The organism is Cruoricaptor ignavus (assembly GCF_014961145.1).
Taxonomy (GTDB): Bacteria; Bacteroidota; Bacteroidia; order Flavobacteriales; family Weeksellaceae; genus Cruoricaptor; species Cruoricaptor ignavus.
This window is the reverse complement of sequence record NZ_CP063145.1, coordinates 898,745-918,449: the sequence shown is the minus strand read 5'-3', so window position 1 is coordinate 918,449 and position 19,705 is coordinate 898,745. Positions and strand designations below refer to the sequence as shown.

Sequence of the window (19,705 nt, the reverse complement as noted above, 5' to 3'; positions counted from 1 at the left end):
TTATTTCCGATTACCAATCACTCATCACTGCCGCTAATCTGTGATTGATACAGCGTGGCATAGTAGCCGTTTTGCTGCAGAAGTTCGTGGTGGTGCCCTTCTTCAACGATTTTGCCCTTGTCCATCACGATGATTTTATCCGCCTTTTCTATCGTGGAAAGCCGGTGCGCAATGATGATGGATGTGCGGTTTTTCGTGATTTTTTCCGTGGCTTTCTGGATGAGTTTTTCGCTTTCCGTGTCTATGGAAGATGTGGCTTCATCCAAAATCAATATTTTAGGGTTGGAAAGGTAGGCCCTTAGAAAGGATAGTAACTGCCTCTGTCCCAATGAGATAGAAGAACCCCGCTCGCTTACCACATAATCGTATGCGTTGGGAAGCTGCTCGATGAATTCATCCACTTCAATTTCCTGCGCCGCTTTCTTCATCCGCTCTAAAGTCACGGTTTCATCCCCGAAGGAAAGGTTCTGAAAAATGCTGCCGTGAAATAGGAAAACATCCTGCAGAACCACGCCGATTTGGCTTCGCAAATTGTAAAGTTCGTAATCCTGAACATCCAAATCATCAATTAAAATTTGCCCGGAATTAATGTCGTAAAGCCGCGTTATCAGGCTGATGATGGTGGATTTTCCGGCACCTGTAGCACCTACAATCGCCACGGTTTCGCCGGGATTTACTGTGAAGGAAACGCCCTGCAGCACCTCTTGCTTTTCATCGTAAGAAAAACGAACATTGCGGAATTCTATCTTTCCCTGAATATCATCCTTCACGATTGTTCCAGCGTTCGGCATTGCTAGATCCTGGTCCATCAGCCCTAAAACCCTTTCTGCGCCCACGATTCCGCGCTGGATATTGTTGAATCTGTCGGCAATTTGTCTCAGCGGCCGTATTAGCATGTTTATGTACTGGATGAATGCGATGACGACGCCTGCGGATATCGTGATATAGCCGCCGTAAAAAAGCACGGTGCCGATGAATAGGGACGAAATCAAATCTACCACCGGAAAAAACAGCGAGAAAATGAAGACCGTGCGAAGCAGCGCAGCTTTCAGTTCCTGATTAATTTGGTCGAATTTTTTGAATTCCGCATCCTGCCGGTTGAACACTTGTATGATCTGCATACCCTGCAGCCGTTCTTGCACAAAGGAATTCTGGATGGCCGTCCAGCTTCTTTCATCGCCGAAGGCCTTCTTCAGCCTTTTTTGGAAAAACCTTGTGATGATGAGCATCAGCGGTAATATCAGCAGCGAAATGAAACTCAAATCCACATTCGTTTGGAACATCATCACCAATACAAAAACGATGCGCAGAATATCGCCAAATACCATCAAGAAACCGTCCGTATAAACGGTGGCTATGGTTTCCACATCGCCCACAGCGCGTGTCACTAATTGCCCTATCGGCGTTTTATCGAAAAAGGAAGTGCGGAAATAAATCAGCTTATGGTAGAGCCTTTCCCTGATGTCGCGGATTACATTCTGGGAGATGAAATTCGAGAAATATACGAGGAAAAAATTCAGGAAAGTTTCAGCGAAAACAAGAGCGATGAGCCAGCCTATGTGCTTCATCATCAAGGATTTGTCCTGAAGATTGGTGATGTCATTGTCCACCACCTGCATCGTGAGGTACGGGCGGTAGGTGGAGACCACAGAAAGCAGAACGGAAATGATGAGGGCAAGAATGAACCAGCTCCGAAATTTCATCCCGATGCCAAAAAGCCGCTTGATAATTTGCCAGGTGCCTTGCTGCATCATTCAAAATTGTAGCCCACATCCACCAGGAAAAGTCCGTGTGCCGGCGCAGAACTTCCTGCTGATGAGCGGTTTTTATCCTGTATAATTTGGTGTAAATCAGCGGGTTGCATTTTTCCCTTGCCGATTTCCACCATCGTTCCCACTATGGCGCGCACCATATTTCTAAGAAATCTGTCGGCAGAGATCGTGAAAAGAATTTCGCTGCCGTTCTGTTTCCATTCTGCATTATAGATTTTGCAAAAAGTGGTCTTGTTATCTCCACCTGTTTTTGAAAAACTCTCGAAATCTTCGTAACCTTTCAGGATTTCGCAAGCTTCATTCATTTTTGTTAAATCTAAACATCCTCTCGGGATTTGCCACGCGAAATCTTTCGTGAACGGATTTTTCGCCAATGAAATATGGTATTCATAAGTTCGGAAAGTGGCGTCAAATCTTGCGTGAAGGTTTTCTTTCACCGGAAAAATTCTTCGTACCGCAATATCGGGCGGAAGAAAGCTGTTGAGCTTATCGGCTAAATTTTCCTCGAGATTTTGCGCCGTATCAAAGTGCGCAAAAGCCTTTTTGGCATGAACACCAGTATCCGTTCTGCCAGCACCAGTCGTCCTGATTTCTTCGCGAAGTATCGTGGATAAAGCTTTTTCCAAAACCTCCTGAACGCTGATGTCCTTCGGCTGAATCTGGTAGCCAAAATAATTTTTGCCGTTGTAAGAAAACTCGATGAAGTAGCGCAATTTACTAAATTTGCCCTGCAAAAGTAAGAATTTTGAAGAAGATTTTGCTGCTTTCGGACACGCATTCCTACCTTGACGAGCGCATCCTGCATTACGCCGCGGAAGCCGATGAGATATGGCATTGCGGCGATTTTGGCGCTGGCGTTGCGGAAGAATTGCAGAAGCTGAAAACTTTGCGCGGCGTTTTTGGAAACATCGATGGGCAGGAAGTTCGTGCGCAGTTTTCGGAAGTTTCGGGCTTCAATTGTGAAGGTTTGGAAGTGCTGATGATTCACATCGGTGGCTATCCTGGTAAATATTCTGCCCTGGCAAAGAAGGAAATCGCGGAACGAAAGCCGAAGCTTTTTATTTCCGGGCACTCGCATATTTTGAAGGCGGGTTTTGATGAGAAAAATCAGCTGCTGCATTTGAATCCTGGTGCTGCTGGAAACATCGGCTGGCACAAGGTTCGCACGATGATGCGCTTCGAGATTGAAGCTGGAGAAGTGAAGAATTTAGAAGTGATTGAGCTCGGAAAGCGCGGTGAAGTTTCCGCAAAATAAACGATGATTTTTTGTGAAAAATGAAAATTGGCGACAGGGTTTCGGTTTTGGATGAGAATTTGTCTGGAAAGATTTCTTCGGTGAAAGGTGAGCTCGTTACATTTATCGATGAGCACGGCTTTTCGCACGAATTTCCGCAATCGAAATTAGTGTTGCGAAATGCAGGAATTTATGATGGCGTAAAGCCTGAGAAGAAATTTGAATTTTCCAAACCTGTTTCTAAAAAGCACAATAGAAACCATTTTACCATTGATTTGCATTTTGAAAAACTCGTGGAAAATCCCGATAAGTACGATAGTTTTGAGCGGTTTTTCATTCAAAAGGAAAAGCTGCTGGAAGCCTTAGATTTTTGCAGAACGCACCGCCAAAAGAAAATGGAAATTATTCACGGTATTGGTGATGGAACGCTGCAACAGCTTGTTATTCAGACACTTGAAGGTATGTCTGGCATCACTTTTCATCACAATGCCGTGCTGAAACATCAGTCTGCTTCCATCATTGTAGAATTTAGCTGATGCATTTTCCGTAAATTTGCCGGATTATGATGCTGAATCTGCTTTTCACGAAGGATGGCCTGCAATACCGCACTTTCAATCAACGGATAATTCTGGAAGAAAAATCTTTTTTCGCTGATGAGAATAGCCCGCAGGATTTGATTTTCAATGAACTTTCGAAAATATTGAAATCGCAAAAATTTACCGATATTTCTGTGATTTCAGCAATCAATCATTTTACGCTGATGCCATCAGGTTTCAAAGAGCACGATTCCGGTTTTGATTTAATCGCGCTGAATGCCGATGTACAAAGGGATAGGGAAGAGTTGATGCTGTCTGTAAACCGAAAATATGCGGTGCAGTTTTATTACAGTTTTCCGCTGGGCTTTTATCGGGAAATTAAATCGCTGAATACAAGAACGCACTTTAATTTTTCCGGAGAAAAATTTTTAAATTCGCTGCGAACCAAGGCTGGCAAAGAGATTCATGTTAATCTTTACCACAATCAGTGTGAGTTTTTTGCGCTTGATAAAGGCCGCGTGATTTTGTATAATAACCTGGACGCCAATTCTGAAGTGGATTTTCTTTATTTCGTGATGTTCACGCTTAAAAAACTGAATTTTGAAATCGCCGAAACGAAGTTTTTTCTTTACGGTGAAGTTGCTGAAAATGAGACATTTACGACGGAATTGCAGAAGTTTGCACCAGATGTAAATATTGTGTTTGCAAATTCATCGGGAAAAAATTTTATGCTAAGCTGATGTTCAGAATTGTCTCAGGCCGCTGGAAAGCGAAACGCATTGCCGCGCCGAAATTTTTTGAAGTTCGCCCTACCACAGATTTCGCAAAGGAAGCACTTTTCAGTATTCTGAACAATCGCTATGAGCTTGATTCTGTGGCAGTTCTGGATTTGTTCGCTGGCATCGGCTCCATTTCGCTTGAGTTTGCTTCCCGCGGGAACGAGGATGTAACAGCAGTGGAAATCAATCCGAAACATACGGCGTTTATTGATGAAATCGCGGCAAAGCTGGATATGCGTTTGCAAATCAATGTGGTGCGTGCCGATGTGTACGATTGGCTGAAGAAAAATAAGGGCAGAAAGCAGTATGACATTGTTTTTGCGGATCCACCTTTCAGCGAAACTGACGAGAAAAAATACGAAGAATTAATTGCTATGGTGCTGAGTAACAATTACTTACAGGATGATGGGTTGTTCGTTTTAGAGCATCAAAGCCGTTTGAAATTTGAGCATCCTAATCTTTCGGAAACGAGGAAATACGGAAATCTTAGTTTTAGCTTTTTCGTAAAAAATACTGAAGAAAATTCCGAAATTGAAAATTGTGATTCAGAGCGTTTTTAACTCTAAGCTTATATCTTTCCCGAAAAATCTTTTAGCGATTTTCTCAAAATTTTTCGTTAGATCGGAAAGGTAAAATTTGTAGTACGGCGTTTCGTTTTCGTTCAAAAGTTCGTGCTTTTCCAACACCATTTTCAGATGGTTGGCTACGATGTTTGGCGAATCAATCACGCGAACTCTATTGCCGTAAAATTGCTGTATCTCATTGATTAACAATGGGTAATGCGTACAGCCCAAGATCAGCGTTTCAATATTTTTCAGTTTATTTTGACTGAGATAGTGATAGATGATGGCGTTGGTTACAGCGTGGTTTTTGAAGCCTTCTTCGATTGCCGGCACCAAAAGCGGCGTTGCCAATTCTTCCACCTTGATGAATTTATTGTGCCGGCGAATTGTTTTTCGGTAAAGCCCTGAATTTACGGTGGCCTTCGTCGCAATCACGCCTACATTGCTGTGCAGTTCGTACGCCACTTTTTCGGCGACCGGATTGATGACATCTATGACAGGAACCTTGCCGCCAACCAAATTTTTCACTTCCAGCAAAGCATTGGCAGTTGCTGAATTACAGGCAATTACGATGGATTTGCAGTTTTGCGAGAGCAGAAATTCCGTGATTTGTAGGGAATAATTTATGATGGCCTCCTTCGATTTTTCGCCGTAAGGCAGATGCTTCGTATCGCCGAAATAAATTAGGTTTTCGTGCGGTAGAAGGCGCTTGATTTCCTTCGCAATTGTAAGTCCGCCAACACCGCTGTCGAAAATTCCAATCGGCTGATTTCCATCAAGTTGTGAAAAATTTTGCTTTTTTCTCAAAATTTTATTTTCGCAAATTTCACGATTTTTATTGAATCGATTAGAAATAAAAAAAAATAACACCTCCAAACAGATGTTATTTCCAATTTATTTTCAGCACACCTGGGGGGGGATTGGTTTGGTCCCGAACCCATGAATTTACTCATAAATCGTTACAACAAAAATACAAAAATTTTCCAAATAAAAAAATGCCCACCGATTATTAATCATTCAGGATAAATAAATCGGCAGCAATACCATCTGCAAAAAACCATTTGTCCTGCGGAATTTTCAGGAAATTGTTTTCAATTTCCAGTTCGTTGTGAAAGATTTTATTTTCGATCGATTTTATTAATTTTTCAATAATATTGTTGGAAAATTTTGAATATAATAATTCGAGATTTACGCCGAAACTTGTTCGCAAACCAGTCATCAGAAATTCATTGAGTGCATCAGTTTCTGAAAGCGTTTCGCTTTCGGATGGCAATTTTCCTTCACTGATTTCTTTGATATAAATCGCATTATTGGCAATATTCCAGCTTCGTTTTTTATTTCCGTCAAACGAATGCGCCGAAGGTCCAATTCCTACATAAGGCTTTGATTGCCAATAAGATATATTGTGTTTTGAATAAAATTCAGGCTTTGAAAAATTGGAAATTTCGTAATGCTCAAATCCGTTTTCTTTCAAAAAAGCAGACATAAAATAAAATTCTTCGTTCTGCAAGCTTTCGTTTGGTGATGGAATTTTCCTTTTGCTAATCCAGTTTTCCAGCGCAGTTTTCGGTTCTATTGTAAGCGCATAAGCAGAAATATGCTGAATTTGCAAATCGACAGTTTTTTGCAGATTTTTTTGCCAAATACTAAAATCGGAAATTGGTGAGCCGTAGATTAAATCAATGCTAATGTTTTCAAAACCAACATCTTGCGCCAATTTTATTGAAGTTTCTGCTTCGGTGGAATTATGCGCCCTGTTCATCAGCTTCAAATCCTCATCATAAAAACTTTGCGTTCCAATGGATAGGCGATTTATCCCTAAAGATTTTAATTCGAGCAAAAATTCCCGGCTTAAATCATCAGGATTGGCTTCCAAAGTGATTTCGATATTCTCAGAAAAACTATAATATTTTTGGATTTCGTTGAAAATTTCCTCCAACTCATAAATGCTCAGAAGAGAAGGCGTGCCGCCGCCGAAGTAGAGGCTTTGCAGCGTTTTTTCTGAAAGCTCGTTAAGGCGCATCGTGATTTCCCTGCGCAAAGCCGCTACCATTTCCCCCCTTAGGTTTTTGTTGACCGAGAAGTGGAAGTTGCAGTAGCTACACTTCTGCCTGCAGAAGGGGATGTGGATGTAGATCATTATAAATTATTCGCCAGATAATTTCGCCATTTTTCCACGGCACGCTGCATATCTACTGGCATCGGGCTCTCGAAGTACATCGGCTGCCCAGTCACAGGATGTGTGAAGCCAAGGCTGTGGGCGTGCAGTGCGTGGCGTGGCAAGATTTCAAAAACATTGCTGATGAACTGGCGGTACTTAGGCAGGTTTTGCCCGCGCAAAGCCACATTCCCTTCATACCTCTCATCGTTGAAAAGCGTGTGGCCAATGTGCCGGAAATGCGCACGGATCTGATGCGTTCTGCCGGTTTCCAGTTTGCATTCCACCCAGGTCATATAGCGGAATCTTTCCAGAACGCGGTAATGCGTCACGGCGTGCTTTCCGTGGCTGCCGTCCTCATACACCGCCATCTGCATTCGGTTTTTTTCGCTTCTGCCAATATGGCCGGTTATCGTCCCCTCGTCGTTTTCCAGATTACCCCAGACAAACGCCCAGTACAGCCGCTGCGTTGTACGGTCGAAAAACTGCCTGGCAAGGTGGCTCAGCGCAAATTCATTTTTGGCGATCACCAGCAGTCCGGAAGTGTCTTTATCGATGCGGTGCACCAGCCCGATCCTGTCCAAATCCGTATCCAGCCCGATTTGCTCAAAATGGAAGGCCAGCGCATTTACCAGGGTACCGTCCCAATTTCCGAAACCAGGATGCACCACCATGCCTGCTGCCTTGTCCACCACCAGCAAATCATCGTCCTCATAAACGATGTTGAGCGGGATGTTTTGCGGGATGATGACATTTTCTCTCGGCGGCCTTGCCAGGAGCACGGAAATTTCGTCGCCCGGTTTTACGCGGTAGTTTTGTTTTACTGCTTTTCCGTTTACTTTTACATTGCCGGCCCTGCAGGTTTGCGAAATTTTATTCCGGGAAGAATTTTGGCGGAAAATCAGCAGGAATTTATCAATCCGCAAAGGTTCCTGGTTTTTGTCAACCACGATGTTCAGATGCTCGAAAAGTCCATCGTTCTCATCGTCGTTCGAAGGGATTTCCGGCTGAAATTCTTCGGGAAAATGCTCTAATTCTTCGCTCATTTTTTGTTGAAAAAAGCCTTAACATTTCGCTAAGGCTTTCGGTTTTTTTTTATTCCACGATTACTTTCCGAACCTTCGGCTTTTCTTCTGCTGGCGGTTTATTCTCTGCCTTTGGTGCAGGTTTTGCGTTGGCAGGCTTGTCCTCAGTGCTCGCCTTCTTAGGCTTTTCAGATGCTTTGGAAGGTGCAGTTTTGGCAGGTTGTGCAGCGGCAGGTTCTGGCCTATTGGCAGTTGAAGCTTTGGTTTCCTTCTTCGGCTGCGCGGCAGGTTTAGGCTCTTCCCTTCTCGGCTGCTCTACTGGAGGTTTTTCGGGTTTCGGCGCAGGAGTTTCGGCTCGGGGTCTGTCGGCAGGTATCGGCACAGGCTGCGGGCGGTAGGGCTCCACGGGGATTTCTTCATAGCGGATGGGCGGCAGCGTGGTATCTATTTTTACACGATAAATTTCGTCAAGCTTGCGGATTTCCTCACTCATCTGCGCGGGCGATTTCTTGCTTGCCCAGATATCGATCTGCATACCCTGGTCGCGCAGCTCATTCACCGCCGGATCTTGGTAGTACACGATCTCGCTGTCGCTTCCGGTGCCGTCTTCAAAGGTTACGAGCCCCACCTCGAAAAGATAAGAGGCGATCATTTTCCGCGCCTCGCCAACTGTCATCCCCACCACATTCGGCACTGGCACATTGCGCTTCGGCCCGGTGCCTATCACCACATCCAGCACCGAGAAGCGCGGCACCTGGGTTCCCGGCTTTATATTCGTGCCGTTCATCTCCAGGCGGATTACCGCATCCCGCTGGATATTAGGCTCATAGATGGTATCGCCCACCTTCAGCCCCACCTGCTCCAGCTGGCGGAAGGCTAGGCCTTTGTAGCGGTTCAGTACATCTGGCACCACTACCTTTGCCCAGGTTCTCGGGTTTACTTTTAGCAGGATGTTCCTCCCGTACTTTACGCGCGAGCCGGGTGACGGATACACCTGCAGCACCTGGTAGGGGCGGTATTTGGGATCAAACTGAAAGCTGTCCACCTCGTAATCCAGCCCGGAGTCGTCCAGTGTTTTTATGGCATTCTGCACCGGCATATTCATCACATTCGGCACCGGGACTTCCTTCCCGTGCTGCGTATGGTAATCCAGCCAGCGGAAGGTAAGCCACACAAGGCCGGCAAAGACGCCGAGTGCAAGCACGAAATTCAGCAGAACTCTCCAGTTAAAAAGGGATTTGAGCATAATATTGCCGGAATAATTCGTGCAAAGATAAAAAATAATGTTAATGCCCTGGCGCCCTAAGCCTCACAAATATCACAAGAAAAGCGGCGGTTTAAAATAAATTATATTTAAATTTGCCCCACTGGCTGATGCAGCATTATGACAAAGAAGAATATAGCCGTGGTAATGGGCGGCTACTCCGATGAATACAAGGTTTCCCTGAAAAGCGGGCAGCTGATTTACGATTCCCTCGACCGCGAGCTTTATAATGTGTACAGGGTGGTGATCCTGCAGGATGAGTGGTACTTCCTGGATGATAATGGCAACAGGGCCCCTGTCAGCCGTGAAGATTTTTCCGTGGAGATGCAGAGCGGATACCGGCTGAAGTTTGATGTCTGCTTCAATATCATCCACGGGAGGCCGGGAGAAAACGGCGAGCTGCAGGCATACTGGGACACCATAGGCCAGCGCTACACGGGCTGCGGCTTCTACCAGAGCGCCCTCACTTTTAACAAAAAAGACACCCTCGCCGTGCTGGCGAAGTACGGGATAAAATCTGCGGAGAGCATTTACATAAAAAAAAATGAAGATATTCCGACGGAGGAAATCACAGCGAAACTTGGGCTTCCGCTTTTCGTAAAACCCAACCGCAGCGGCTCCTCCCTCGGCATTTCAAAAGTGAAAACAGCGGAAGAAATTCCCGCCGCGCTGCAGAGAGCATTTGAGGAGGATGAGGAGGTGATCGTGGAGGAATTTCTCGACGGTATGGAGGTCTCCGTTGGCGTTGTGGATTACAGGGGGGAGGTGACGGTGCTTGGCATTACGGAAATAGTCCCGGAAAATGAGTTCTTCGATTATGAAGCGAAATACGAAGGAGCCTCACAGGAGATAACCCCCGCCCGGCTGGATGATGCCGCCCGCCGGAAGGTAGAAGAAGCCGCGCGGCGTGCCTACAAAGCGCTGGGTATGTCCGGCTTTTCCCGCAGCGAGTTTATCCTTGTAAACGGAGAACCATATATGCTGGAGATGAACACCAACCCGGGCTTTTCCCCGGCATCCATACTGCCACAGCAGGCGCGCCACTACGGCATTTCGATAAAAGACCTCTGCGGAAACGAGGTAGAGAGAGCGTACCATAAAACCATCAGTAAGTAATAATGAAAATTGCCGTATTCCCGGGCTCGTTTGATCCTATCACGCTCGGCCATCTGGATATCATAGAGCGCGCCGCGCCGCTTTTTGACAAGCTGATCATCGCGATAGGGCAGAACAGCCAAAAAAAATATATGTTCCCGCTGGAGAAGCGAAAGGAATTTATTGAGAAAGCCACAGCGCATTTTAAAAATGTTGAGGTAGATTCTTTCGACAATCTCACGGTAGAATACTGCCTTCAGAAAAATGCCGGCTACATACTCCGCGGCCTGCGCAACCCAGCCGATTTTGAGTTTGAGAAAGCAATAGCCCATACCAACCGAACGCTTGCCCATAAAAAGCTGGAGACCGTGTTCCTCCTTACATCCTCCGGCAAATCCTTCATCAGCAGCAGCATCGTGCGGGAGATCATCAGCCACGGCGGAGAATACGAACTCCTAGTGCCGGAAGTAGTAAGGGTCTAGTTTTAAATGTGGTAAGATTCTAATTTTAAATTTAATTTTCTCGGTTGTGAACGATCAGCTCAACCTGGCTATCATCATTCTTGGCACAATATCCTTTGCAATGTCCGGCGCATTTGCGGCTATGCAGCGGCGGCTGGATCCCTTCGGGGTGCTCATCATTGCCTTCGTAACCTCCGTGGGCGGCGGTACCCTGCGCGATATGCTGCTGCGAGTGCCGGTTTTCTGGATGGACGATATGCTGATCTGCGCCGTAATATTCTTCTCTGCGATTTTTGCAATGATATTTAAATCGGTGGAGCAGAATTTCCAGGTACCGATGTTTATTTTCGATAGCTTTGGGCTCGGGCTTTTCACCATTATCGGTATTCAGAAGGGGCAGATAGCCGGGATGCATCCCATCATCAGCCTGAATCTGGGGATGATAACAGGCGTGGTGGGCGGCGTGGTGCGAGATATGCTGCTAAACCGCATCCCGCTGATTTTCAGGAAGGAAATATATGCCACGGCGTGCCTTGTGGGGGGCGGTGCCTACCTGCTGCTAAGGGAGTACACGAACATTTCCGATCCGTTAAGCCAGGTTTTTACCATCCTCCTGATTGTCGCCATACGCACCCTGGCGGTAAAGTATCATTGGGAGATGCCCAAATTTTATTTAAACGAAAAATCGCGCAGCAACCCTGAAAAAAACAGTCCCGACCTGTAAGGGGGATGGGGCAATGTATCAGTAATATTTCCCGCGCTGGCGCATATGCGGGTTGTGCATATGTTTCTGCATTGTGGGCATTTTCAGCTGGTCTCTCAGCATTTTAATTTGATCGGTCATCATACCGGCGGAGTCCAGCTTCTTCGCTTCCTCCAGCAGGCGCTGCCCTTCCTGCCTTCTTCCTTTGGAAATTGCCACGGCTGCGAGGTTTAGCGTTGCCATAGCCCTGTCGTGCTTGAAATTCAATCCGTAATCCAGAGCCTTTTTCATATAAGGCTCTACCTTCGCCGGCGTATCCTGCGCAAGAGTTAGCCCGGTCAGGTAATGATAATAGCCGTACTGCGATTTGTGCAGCTGTTTTTTATAATCTTTTATGTTGCCCAGCCACTCGGCGGCTTTCGGCATATTTTGCTTCCTTAGTTGCCAAAAAGCCAGCAGGATGTATTCGTTTTTAAAGTATAGCAGGATCGGGAAGGCGGAAAGCAGGAACACCACGAGGCCCCAGCCGAAGCTGCGCGTAAAAATCATCATATAAAGCCCCGCCAGAATGAGCAGTGCGGCGATGGCCGGTTTTATATTTTTGTTCATAGATAGATTTCGTGCAAAGATAGAAAGCAATAATTAAAAGTTTGGTTTTCACGCTAAAGCGCAAAGCGCTATTTTTCAAATCGTGGAAATCATTCATCTTTGATTCTTTCCCAACGCTGGAAGCAGTAGCCGTACGCGTGCTTCTCATCCGCAGCGTGGCATTCTTCCGAAACTTTGCGGAACTTATTTTCATTAATTTCAGGGAAAAATACATCCGCCTCCGGCTCGGCATCTATCACCGTGACCTCCAGTGCGTCCGTTAAATCCATCGTCTGCTCAAAAATTCTCCCGCCGCCTATGATGCAGACATCCTCATCAATCTTTTTTGCAAATTTTAAGGCTTCCTTTATCGTTCCCACAATCAGGATGCCTTCCTCAAACCAGCCCTCCCGGGAGGAAACCACGATATTCGTGCGGTTGGGCAGCGGCTTCCCGATGCTTTCATAAGTCTTTCGCCCCATAATTACGGGATGCCCGGAGGTGATTTTTTTAAAATGCTTCAGGTCGTTCGGGAGGTGCCAGGGCATGCGGTTTTGAAACCCGATCCCTCGGTTTTTGCCCATCGCAACTACGGCTGTTATCAATTTTTTGAAATTTTTAACAAATTTAGCACATTATTTGTATATTGGCGCTCGCAAATCTTTTATAAAAAATACTATGAGAAACAGAGGCTGTATGAGCGCGGGCACCATCGGCATAGCGCTGCTGGTAATCGGCGGGATTCTTTTTATGTGGGCTAAGAATGGCTACAATACTTTCGTGACGAAGGAGCAGAATGTAAACTCCAAATGGAGTAATGTGGAGACTGTTTACCAAAAACGCGCGAACCTGATCCCCAACCTGGAGAGGGCTGTAAAATCCTACTCCCAGTTTGAGCAGGAGACACTTACCAATGTTATAGAAGCCCGCTCCAGAGCGACTTCCGTGACCGTGGACCCTACGAATATGACTGAGCAGGATATGGCGAGATTTCAGGCGGCGCAGGGGCAGCTCACGGGAGCCCTCAGCAGGCTGATGGCGGTGGTAGAGCAGTACCCCAACTTGAAAGCCGACCAGCAGTACATCAACTTCCAGCGGGAATATACCGCCATTGAAAACAGCATCCGCACGGAAACGGTGTACTACAACGAGGCGGCACAGGATTATAATACTACCATCAGCACATTCCCAAACAACATCCTTGCGAATTTCACCAATAAAAGGGAGAAGCCGTACTTTAAGGCTGCAGCAGGTGCAGAAACTGCTCCGGAAGTTTTTAAATAATTATGACGGAGTATTTATCTGACGAAGAAATGGCCTCCCTCGTGGAGGCTATTCAGGTAGCGGAAGGCCACACCTCCGGAGAGATCCGTATCCACATAGACAACACCACAGACGAAATCACCGACGAGCCGAGGGATAATGCCAAAGTGGCTTATGCTGCCTTTCAGCGGCTGGGGATGGACAAAACCGCAGAGCGCAACGGCGTGCTTTTCCATGTGAATTTCGAGCAGCGGTACCTTACCATCATCGGGGACGAGGGCATCCACAGAGAAGTGCATCAGAGCTTCTGGGACCGGCTGCACGATGAGATTACGGCAGAGTTTCAGCGGGGCAATTATTTCTCTGCCCTCAGGGATGCCGTGCTGGTGACCGGCAAGGAACTGAAGAAATTCTTTCCTTCCGAAGAAAATAATATCAATGAACTCCCGGATGAGATCACATTTTCATAAAATCCTTTTACTTTTATCTTTTTTCTTCAGCGGGTTCTGTGCCTTTGCTCAGTACCGCATTCCCGAAAAGCCCGCGGTCCTCTATCCCGTGTACGATGAGGCGGGCATCCTGAGCCCCGAGGAGCGGCAGGCATTGAACAGAAAGCTTATTGCCTTTGCAGATTCTACCTCTACTCAGATCGAGGTCATCATCATACCTTCCACAAAAGGCGAGGATGTGAATTTCCTCGCCACAATGTTCGGGCAGAAATGGCAGATAGGGCAGAAGGGCGTGGATAACGGCGTGGTGTTTCTCATAGCCACGGAAGACCGCACGATGAGCATCCAGCAGGGCAGGGCAGTGGAGCAGTACCTCACGGCATCCGTAGCCGGGCAGATTCTCGATTATATCGTGACGCCGCATTTCCGGCAGGGCAATTATTACGAGGGCATCAATCGGGGGACTTCCGCGATTATGGAGGCGGTACAGGGGAAATTCAGCCCGAAAGCAAAACAGCCCGGGCCCGAAGCTTTCGATCTTGTGCGCTTCCTCCTTACCTTGTTTATCATTCTCATCATCCTGCGCATACTGTTCGGCGGAGGAGGCGGAGGCAGGGGATACCGCCGCGGTGACGATGTGATTCTTTCGCGGCGCGGCAGGCGTGTGGTTACCGGTGGCTTCTTCCCGTATCCGCCTATGGGTGGGGGTTTTGGCGGTGGCTCTTTCGGGCGCGGCGGCGGCTCCTTTGGCGGCTTTGGCGGCTTCGGAGGAGGGGGAAGCTTCGGTGGCGGAGGTGCCTCGGGGAGCTGGTAATGTTCTGAATTTTAAGGTTTTAAATTCCTAGTTTATCTCTGCAGGTTTTATAAAGTGCGGTCAGCTCTTCCGCTGATTCCTTGGAAGTTTCCAGCGTCTGCTCACCGTCTGGAATCAGCTCCGGATTGCTGTTTTCGTTCAGGTGCTGCCTATAGCGGAAGCGCTTTTCCTTCGCCTGATTGAGCTTGCCGTTAAAATAAAACTCATATTCCGACTGCCCGGTTTCTCCGTAAATTTCCGCCTTAATCAGCGAGTCCGCATTGGCATTATTTCTCAGCAAAGCAATCTGCGCACCCTCCACCGATAGATCCAGTGCCTCCACTTTTTCTATCAGCTCAAAACTTTCAGCATTCTGGCTGTCTACCTCACCTTCCACCTTCCCGGAATTTTTTGATTCACAGGAAATTACTAAAGCAATCATCAGCACGGGAAATATTCTTCGGAACATACTTGGTCAAAGATTTAAAGTTTGAGATGTGTAAATTTAAAACTTTTGGCAGAACGTCCCTAGCTGACTATTCAAACTCCCGTAGCTCACCACCTTGACTTCCAGCGGAACTTCGCAGAATTTTTCAAGGCTGATGTTGATGGCATTCAGAATCCAGCAAGTTTCGTTTCCGAAAACGCCGCCACCAACTAATGTCAGGAAAAGTTTGGGCGATTTCGCGCGCCGCCAGTTTTCCACCGCTGCATAAAATGTGGCCTCGTATGCGGCTTCCAATATCAGCCGAGAGAATGCCTCAAATGCCGATGAATCCCCGAAATAATGATAGCCCACCGGCAATGCCGAACAGTAAACCTGCGACACCGTATGTCCGCTTTCCGCCGCCGTAACTTCCGTGTTCCACTGTATGCCCACCTTCAGTTGCGCCTTCAGATTTTCGCGTTCCCCACCTGTTAAATCCGCCAGCCGTCCATTAAGGATGGCCAAGCCCTCCTCGGAAAACATCGCGTAGCCGTTCCGCATCTCCCAAAGTTTATCGCCGTCATTCCCCAGGACCCTGCCTATTTCCTCCAGGCAATCAATCTGATTATCAGCACTTTGCCCAATCCTCCCATTCAGCGGCACGAAGTAGTTCCGGTAAATCGTTCCCGCGCCACAGGCAATGGCGCAGGCAGGCCCCTGAGTCTTATCGTTTTCGTAGCCGTCAACTCCGGCTTCCGGCGTGAGCCCGGGCCCACCATTTCTAGCAGGTTAAATTGCGATGCCGCCTGAAATACCGCGTTTTCATTGGCGATATCCTTGTGCAGCGCCATCGCATCCCCCACGACTTCCTCCACCTGTATCTTCCCTGCGAAATCCGAAAGCGGTATCCTCTCACGCAATTCCTGCAGCGTTGGGATTTCCAGCCTTCCACAGCGCAAGCTTCTGCCGTTTATCGCGGAAGTCAAAAACTCGCCTTCCAGCGCAATATTCTCCCGCACATTCTCCGCCGATATTTCCTGGAAGCCCACCAGATCCTGAAACCACACGATATTTTGATTTGTTGTTGAAATCTGCCGTAAATTACGAAATATTCCCTTCACTTACCGAAGGGAATCCCGTATTAATCTTCATCCGGCTGGAAGAAATTCTGCACTACATCGGCATCGTACAGTGGCGTCATTTCAGCGGGCTGGTAAACCTCGTCATTAATCTCGCTGCAGTTCTCCACCGCTTCATTAAAGCGGATTACCTTGATTTCCGCCGTATTGAAGCTGATGAAGTCACGTGGTGTTCCTGCTCCGGAAACTTTTTCTGCGCATTCTTTTACTTGAAAGCTCGGAAGAATTTGGATGCGCTAAATTTACGACAATCTATGCTCCGTTCCTCAGCAATTTCCTACCTTCACTGATAATTTTATGGATACCTTCTCCGTCATCAGAAATTTCTATGTACCGCAGCAGCCGGATTCCGGCAGCAACGATGCCGTTGGCTATGAGGAGTACCCTCCTGCAAAGCATTTGCAGCACGCCGTCTTTTGCTATTGGGAACTTTATTCGGAAAAACCGCTTGCTGAGGATTATGTGTACAGAGTGGTTGCCGACGGCTGCACCGATGTGTATTTCAACAGGATGAACCCTGCGGAAAGCTACACGATGGGCTTCTGCCGAAAGTTTGTGCAATTCAATTTAGGCAGAAAATTTCGGTATTTCGGGATACGCTTTCTGCCGTCTTTTTTCTCGCAAATGTTCCGGATTAATGCCAGGCAACTGCACAATTCCGAAGTGGAATTACGGCACATCCTTCCGGATTTCGCAACTTTTATTTCAAACATCCCACCGGAATTGCATTCTGATAAGGTCATCAATTCACTTGACGATTTTCTAAAAAAGAAACTGCAGAATATTGATTTTGTAGAAGACCAGCGATTTTACAACGCGCTGGCCATGATTTTAAAATCCGGCGGCAACATTAAAATTGGCGACATTGACACCGGATTGAGCGAGCGGCAACTGAGGCGGTATTTTGAATATTACATTGGTGCTTCGCCGAAAATTTTCAGTCAGGTTGTCCGGCTGCAAACGATGCTCAGGCAGCAGCTTTCATCTTCTGGTTTGCAGCGGAGGAAAATATTTTTTGATGAAAGCTACCACGACCAGGCGCATTTTATAAAAGAGTTCAAAACTTTTTACGGCATCACGCCGGGCGAAGCATTTTCAGAATAAAATAATGTCCGTTTTTTACAATTTCCGGTGAGGGAATATTTTGAATTTTGCGGCATTAAATCACCCATAAAATTTTTACCACAATGCAACTGAAACCGGGAATTATTACGCAGAATTTAGAGGAATCGAAAAGATTTTACAAGGAAGTTTTGAATTTTTCCGTAGTGTACGAGGCGGATTTTTTCATCCTGATGAGCACGCCGAACGGAGGTTCTGAAATCAGCTTCCTGATGCCGAATCACCCGAGCCAGGATCCGATTTTTCACCCAGCCTACGATGGCAAGGGCATTTACCTGAACATTGAGGTGGACGATGTGGATGCCTACTACCACGAGCTTAAGCAAAAAGGCGTGGAAATCTATCTGGACATCCGCGATGAACCTTGGGGCGAAAGGCATTTCGTGATAATGGACCCGAACAATGTGCCGATTGATTTCACGACCTACACCGCTGCAGAATAAATCTCTCAACTCACATTCACGCCAAAGAGATAGCCCACTAAGGCAGACAAAATCATCGCCACCGTTCCCCAAATCGTGATGCGGACGATGGCTTTCGGAACGCTTGAGCCGCCGGTTTTCGCTGAAATCACGCCGAGAATGATGAGGAATAAAATCGTGAAGCCGTACAGCCAGTATTCCATACCTTCCACCGGTGCGAAAAGCGTGACGAGCAGTGGCATAATGCCGCCGCAACTAAAGGCTGCACCTGAAGCAAAGGCCGCCTGCATAGGATTGGCCTGGCTGGTTTCCGTGATGCCCAGTTCATCACGGATGTGCGCTGCCAAGGCATCTTTTTCCGTAAGTTCTCTGGCCACCGTCATCGCTATTTCCCGCTTCAGTCCGCGCTTTTGGTAAATCTGCGTCAGCATTTCCAGTTCTTCTGCGGGCATTTCCTGCAGCTCCTGCCTTTCGCGCTCAATGTCGGCTGTTTCAATGTCGGTCTGCGAACTTACGGACACATATTCACCAGCAGCCATCGAGATGACACCAGCCACCAGACCCGCTGTAGTGGCAAGCAGAATCGGCTCTCTGGTCGTGCTTGCAGCGGCAACGCCAATTGCCAAACTGGATAAGGAAATTATCGCATCGTTCGCACCTAAAACCGCCGCACGAAGCCAGTTGGTGCGGTTGATGAAGTGGTTGTCCAGATGATTTTCCAGCGTGATATCCTTATTTTCTTTCATCGTTTCAAATTTAAAAATCTTTACTCTTCCTCATTTTTCAGCGCCATCAGAAGTTGGTAAGCGCCCTTCGTTACAAACTTTTTCGAGGCATTATTCACATCAAAATTCACCAGCTGCGTAAAACCGTTTTCAGAATTTCCGATGGAAACTGGGAACATCCGGTATGTATTCTGCGCCACTTCTTCAAAGATATACTGCCTGCCTTCCCAGCTTACCACCGCATCATCAGGCACCGCAAGGCCCTGGTGCATATCGGTTTCCACCTCAGCATTCATAAAGGTTCCAGGAATTAAGGCCGGATCTTTTTCCAGAAAATGCGCGTAAATCATCACGCTTTTATCCGCATCGAAATCTTTGGAAATCACCTTGATTTCCGCAGGATATTTCTTCTCAGGATTATCATTGGTAAAGGCGTAAATGCGCTGTCCTACGGAAATTTTGCTCAAATCTTTTTCAAAAACTTTCAGTGCCAGGTGCAGATGATCGGTGTTCACCACTTCAAACAGAATTTCTGCCGGCGCAGCATATTGCCCAACATTCGTGTTCACCTTGGAAATATAGCCAGAAATTGGCGACCGTACCGCCATCGTTCTTTGGATGCTTCCCGAAGAAACGCTGTTCGGATTCACACCAATTGCCGAGAGCCTTGCCGCCAAACCCTGCACTGCAATGTTCTGCGTCTGCGCTTCGGTTTGCGCAATTTGTGCCTGTTTTGCAGAAACCGCCTGATGTTTGCTCAGGTAGCTTTGGCGTTCCGCATTCTGCCTTGCCAGGTTATGATTGGCTTTCGCCTGAAGGTAATCCTGCTGCATCTGCACCATTTCAGGATTTTCAATCACGGCAAGGGTTTGCCCGCGTTTTACGAAATTGCCGGGAAGAAAATTTGCGGATTTCACAATGCCGCCCAGCTGAGACGAAACGCTCGCCATACTTTGCGGCGGCACATCTATCGTACCGTTCAGCAGAATTTTGTGTGCAATGTCCTGATTTTCAAGCGTTGCCACTTCAATTCCGGCGTTTTTCTTCTGCAATTCCGTGAGCGTTATTTGGTTGCCATCTGCAGAAATGGCAGATTGTTCCTGCGCTTTCTCCTCAGTTTGCTTGCAGGAAAAAAGCGTTGCCAACGCAAGAAACGCTATGATGAAATTTTTCATTTTCATAAATTT

At 47.0% G+C, this 19,705-nt stretch carries 25 protein-coding genes; 12 read left to right on the top strand and 13 right to left on the bottom strand.

Annotated elements, in window-relative coordinates:
- Positions 1-17: 17 nt before the first annotated feature.
- Positions 18-1,754 carry an ABC transporter ATP-binding protein gene (locus IMZ16_RS04350; protein WP_193440646.1) on the bottom strand — a complete coding sequence of 579 codons (1,737 nt, stop codon included), beginning with the start codon at positions 1,752-1,754 and terminating at the stop codon, positions 18-20.
- A complete protein-coding gene (gene truA / locus IMZ16_RS04345; RefSeq protein ID WP_193440645.1) occupies positions 1,751-2,485 on the bottom strand; it encodes a tRNA pseudouridine(38-40) synthase TruA in 735 nt (244 codons plus the stop codon). The genes IMZ16_RS04350 and truA overlap by 4 nt, the downstream gene beginning before the upstream one ends.
- Positions 2,486-2,517: 32 nt before the next feature.
- On the opposite strand from truA, the gene IMZ16_RS04340 reads away from it, so the two are divergent.
- The 4 genes from IMZ16_RS04340 to IMZ16_RS04325 are packed head-to-tail and all read left to right on the top strand — an operon-like array spanning position 2,518 to position 4,881.
- Positions 2,518-3,027: a metallophosphoesterase family protein gene (locus IMZ16_RS04340; protein WP_193440644.1), complete on the top strand. Its 510-nt coding sequence runs from the start codon at positions 2,518-2,520 to the stop codon at positions 3,025-3,027.
- A 20-nt stretch (positions 3,028-3,047) separates the two neighbouring features.
- Positions 3,048-3,542 carry a DNA mismatch repair protein gene (locus IMZ16_RS04335; protein ID WP_193440643.1) on the top strand — a complete coding sequence of 165 codons (495 nt, stop codon included), beginning with the start codon at positions 3,048-3,050 and terminating at the stop codon, positions 3,540-3,542.
- Positions 3,543-3,565: 23 nt separating this feature from the next.
- Entirely contained in the window at positions 3,566-4,282 is a 717-nt protein-coding gene (locus IMZ16_RS04330; RefSeq protein ID WP_193440792.1) for a DUF3822 family protein, read from the top strand.
- Positions 4,282-4,881, top strand: coding sequence for an RsmD family RNA methyltransferase (locus tag IMZ16_RS04325; protein WP_193440642.1), 600 nt, complete (start codon positions 4,282-4,284; stop codon positions 4,879-4,881). The genes IMZ16_RS04330 and IMZ16_RS04325 overlap by 1 nt, the downstream gene beginning before the upstream one ends.
- Here the strand turns inward: IMZ16_RS04325 and murI are convergent.
- From murI to IMZ16_RS04305, 4 genes are all read right to left on the bottom strand, one after another.
- Entirely contained in the window at positions 4,867-5,694 is an 828-nt protein-coding gene (gene murI / locus IMZ16_RS04320) for a glutamate racemase (protein WP_193440791.1), read from the bottom strand. The genes IMZ16_RS04325 and murI overlap by 15 nt on opposite strands.
- Before the next feature lie 199 nt (positions 5,695-5,893).
- On the bottom strand, positions 5,894-7,024 hold the full coding sequence (hemW, locus tag IMZ16_RS04315; protein ID WP_193440641.1) for a radical SAM family heme chaperone HemW: 1,131 nt from the start codon (positions 7,022-7,024) through the stop codon (positions 5,894-5,896).
- The gene (locus IMZ16_RS04310) at positions 7,024-8,088 is read right to left on the bottom strand and encodes an RluA family pseudouridine synthase (RefSeq protein ID WP_193440640.1); all 1,065 of its coding nucleotides are present in this window, start codon (positions 8,086-8,088) and stop codon (positions 7,024-7,026) included. The genes hemW and IMZ16_RS04310 overlap by 1 nt, the downstream gene beginning before the upstream one ends.
- A gap of 49 nt (positions 8,089-8,137) precedes the next feature.
- On the bottom strand, positions 8,138-9,313 hold the full coding sequence (locus IMZ16_RS04305) for a PASTA domain-containing protein (RefSeq protein ID WP_193440639.1): 1,176 nt from the start codon (positions 9,311-9,313) through the stop codon (positions 8,138-8,140).
- A 138-nt stretch (positions 9,314-9,451) separates the two neighbouring features.
- Between IMZ16_RS04305 and IMZ16_RS04300 the strand changes: the two genes are divergently transcribed.
- From IMZ16_RS04300 to IMZ16_RS04290, 3 genes are read left to right on the top strand one after another with little or no spacing between them, the layout of a single operon-like run.
- On the top strand, positions 9,452-10,447 hold the full coding sequence (locus IMZ16_RS04300) for a D-alanine--D-alanine ligase (protein ID WP_193440638.1): 996 nt from the start codon (positions 9,452-9,454) through the stop codon (positions 10,445-10,447).
- Positions 10,448-10,449: 2 nt separating this feature from the next.
- Complete coding sequence (gene coaD / locus IMZ16_RS04295) at positions 10,450-10,908, top strand: pantetheine-phosphate adenylyltransferase (protein WP_073177303.1); 459 nt, start codon at positions 10,450-10,452, stop codon at positions 10,906-10,908.
- 46 nt (positions 10,909-10,954) lie between these two features.
- Positions 10,955-11,611: a trimeric intracellular cation channel family protein gene (locus IMZ16_RS04290; protein ID WP_193440637.1), complete on the top strand. Its 657-nt coding sequence runs from the start codon at positions 10,955-10,957 to the stop codon at positions 11,609-11,611.
- 18 nt (positions 11,612-11,629) lie between these two features.
- On the opposite strand, the gene IMZ16_RS04285 is transcribed toward IMZ16_RS04290, so the two are convergent.
- Both IMZ16_RS04285 and IMZ16_RS04280 read right to left on the bottom strand, forming a co-directional pair.
- Entirely contained in the window at positions 11,630-12,199 is a 570-nt protein-coding gene (locus IMZ16_RS04285; RefSeq protein WP_073177297.1) for a hypothetical protein, read from the bottom strand.
- 89 nt (positions 12,200-12,288) lie between these two features.
- Entirely contained in the window at positions 12,289-12,783 is a 495-nt protein-coding gene (locus IMZ16_RS04280; RefSeq protein ID WP_193440636.1) for a dihydrofolate reductase, read from the bottom strand.
- Between the two features lie 73 nt (positions 12,784-12,856).
- Here IMZ16_RS04280 and IMZ16_RS04275 point away from each other — a divergent pair, with 73 nt between their 5' ends.
- The 3 genes from IMZ16_RS04275 to IMZ16_RS04265 are packed head-to-tail and all read left to right on the top strand — an operon-like array spanning position 12,857 to position 14,704.
- Positions 12,857-13,462, top strand: coding sequence for a LemA family protein (locus tag IMZ16_RS04275; RefSeq protein WP_073177951.1), 606 nt, complete (start codon positions 12,857-12,859; stop codon positions 13,460-13,462).
- Positions 13,462-13,911 (top strand): TPM domain-containing protein, encoded by a 450-nt coding sequence (locus IMZ16_RS04270; RefSeq protein ID WP_073177293.1) that lies wholly within the window; start codon positions 13,462-13,464, stop codon positions 13,909-13,911. The genes IMZ16_RS04275 and IMZ16_RS04270 overlap by 1 nt, the downstream gene beginning before the upstream one ends.
- Complete coding sequence (locus IMZ16_RS04265; RefSeq protein WP_193440635.1) at positions 13,892-14,704, top strand: TPM domain-containing protein; 813 nt, start codon at positions 13,892-13,894, stop codon at positions 14,702-14,704. Before IMZ16_RS04270 ends, IMZ16_RS04265 begins: the two co-directional genes overlap by 20 nt.
- 19 nt (positions 14,705-14,723) lie before the next feature.
- Here IMZ16_RS04265 and IMZ16_RS04260 read toward each other — a convergent pair whose 3' ends face one another.
- From IMZ16_RS04260 to IMZ16_RS10340, 3 genes are read right to left on the bottom strand one after another with little or no spacing between them, the layout of a single operon-like run.
- Entirely contained in the window at positions 14,724-15,152 is a 429-nt protein-coding gene (locus IMZ16_RS04260; RefSeq protein ID WP_193440634.1) for a hypothetical protein, read from the bottom strand.
- Between the two features lie 36 nt (positions 15,153-15,188).
- Complete coding sequence (locus IMZ16_RS10345) at positions 15,189-15,773, bottom strand: hypothetical protein (RefSeq protein WP_227411564.1); 585 nt, start codon at positions 15,771-15,773, stop codon at positions 15,189-15,191.
- On the bottom strand, positions 15,764-16,231 hold the full coding sequence (locus tag IMZ16_RS10340) for a hypothetical protein (RefSeq protein WP_227411563.1): 468 nt from the start codon (positions 16,229-16,231) through the stop codon (positions 15,764-15,766). The genes IMZ16_RS10345 and IMZ16_RS10340 overlap by 10 nt, the downstream gene beginning before the upstream one ends.
- A gap of 315 nt (positions 16,232-16,546) precedes the next feature.
- Between IMZ16_RS10340 and IMZ16_RS04250 the strand changes: the two genes are divergently transcribed.
- On the top strand, positions 16,547-17,353 hold the full coding sequence (locus IMZ16_RS04250) for an AraC family transcriptional regulator (RefSeq protein WP_193440633.1): 807 nt from the start codon (positions 16,547-16,549) through the stop codon (positions 17,351-17,353).
- Positions 17,354-17,436: 83 nt separating this feature from the next.
- A complete protein-coding gene (locus IMZ16_RS04245) occupies positions 17,437-17,814 on the top strand; it encodes a VOC family protein (protein ID WP_193440632.1) in 378 nt (125 codons plus the stop codon).
- Positions 17,815-17,819: 5 nt separating this feature from the next.
- On the opposite strand, the gene IMZ16_RS04240 is transcribed toward IMZ16_RS04245, so the two are convergent.
- Both IMZ16_RS04240 and IMZ16_RS04235 read right to left on the bottom strand, forming a co-directional pair.
- A complete protein-coding gene (locus IMZ16_RS04240; protein WP_193440631.1) occupies positions 17,820-18,539 on the bottom strand; it encodes a VIT1/CCC1 transporter family protein in 720 nt (239 codons plus the stop codon).
- Positions 18,540-18,559: 20 nt separating this feature from the next.
- Positions 18,560-19,699 (bottom strand): efflux RND transporter periplasmic adaptor subunit, encoded by a 1,140-nt coding sequence (locus tag IMZ16_RS04235; RefSeq protein ID WP_227411562.1) that lies wholly within the window; start codon positions 19,697-19,699, stop codon positions 18,560-18,562.
- Positions 19,700-19,705 lie beyond the last annotated feature (6 nt).

What these genes read in the sequence shown, in the direction of transcription:
- IMZ16_RS04240 (WP_193440631.1), bottom strand. Translation starts at nt 18,539, where the DNA reads ATGAAAGAAAATAAGGATATCACGCTGGAAAATCATCTGGACAACCAC.
- IMZ16_RS04310 (WP_193440640.1), bottom strand. Translation starts at nt 8,088, where the DNA reads ATGAGCGAAGAATTAGAGCATTTTCCCGAAGAATTTCAGCCGGAAATC.
- coaD (WP_073177303.1), top strand. Translation starts at nt 10,450, where the DNA reads ATGAAAATTGCCGTATTCCCGGGCTCGTTTGATCCTATCACGCTCGGC.
- IMZ16_RS04235 (WP_227411562.1), bottom strand. Translation starts at nt 19,699, where the DNA reads ATGAAAATGAAAAATTTCATCATAGCGTTTCTTGCGTTGGCAACGCTT.
- IMZ16_RS04305 (WP_193440639.1), bottom strand. Translation starts at nt 9,313, where the DNA reads ATGCTCAAATCCCTTTTTAACTGGAGAGTTCTGCTGAATTTCGTGCTT.
- hemW (WP_193440641.1), bottom strand. Translation starts at nt 7,024, where the DNA reads ATGATCTACATCCACATCCCCTTCTGCAGGCAGAAGTGTAGCTACTGC.
- IMZ16_RS04275 (WP_073177951.1), top strand. Translation starts at nt 12,857, where the DNA reads ATGAGAAACAGAGGCTGTATGAGCGCGGGCACCATCGGCATAGCGCTG.
- IMZ16_RS04265 (WP_193440635.1), top strand. Translation starts at nt 13,892, where the DNA reads ATGAGATCACATTTTCATAAAATCCTTTTACTTTTATCTTTTTTCTTC.
- IMZ16_RS04250 (WP_193440633.1), top strand. Translation starts at nt 16,547, where the DNA reads ATGGATACCTTCTCCGTCATCAGAAATTTCTATGTACCGCAGCAGCCG.
- IMZ16_RS04350 (WP_193440646.1), bottom strand. Translation starts at nt 1,754, where the DNA reads ATGATGCAGCAAGGCACCTGGCAAATTATCAAGCGGCTTTTTGGCATC.
- IMZ16_RS04245 (WP_193440632.1), top strand. Translation starts at nt 17,437, where the DNA reads ATGCAACTGAAACCGGGAATTATTACGCAGAATTTAGAGGAATCGAAA.
- IMZ16_RS04325 (WP_193440642.1), top strand. Translation starts at nt 4,282, where the DNA reads ATGTTCAGAATTGTCTCAGGCCGCTGGAAAGCGAAACGCATTGCCGCG.
- IMZ16_RS04300 (WP_193440638.1), top strand. Translation starts at nt 9,452, where the DNA reads ATGACAAAGAAGAATATAGCCGTGGTAATGGGCGGCTACTCCGATGAA.
- IMZ16_RS04335 (WP_193440643.1), top strand. Translation starts at nt 3,048, where the DNA reads ATGAAAATTGGCGACAGGGTTTCGGTTTTGGATGAGAATTTGTCTGGA.
- IMZ16_RS04285 (WP_073177297.1), bottom strand. Translation starts at nt 12,199, where the DNA reads ATGAACAAAAATATAAAACCGGCCATCGCCGCACTGCTCATTCTGGCG.
- IMZ16_RS04260 (WP_193440634.1), bottom strand. Translation starts at nt 15,152, where the DNA reads ATGTTCCGAAGAATATTTCCCGTGCTGATGATTGCTTTAGTAATTTCC.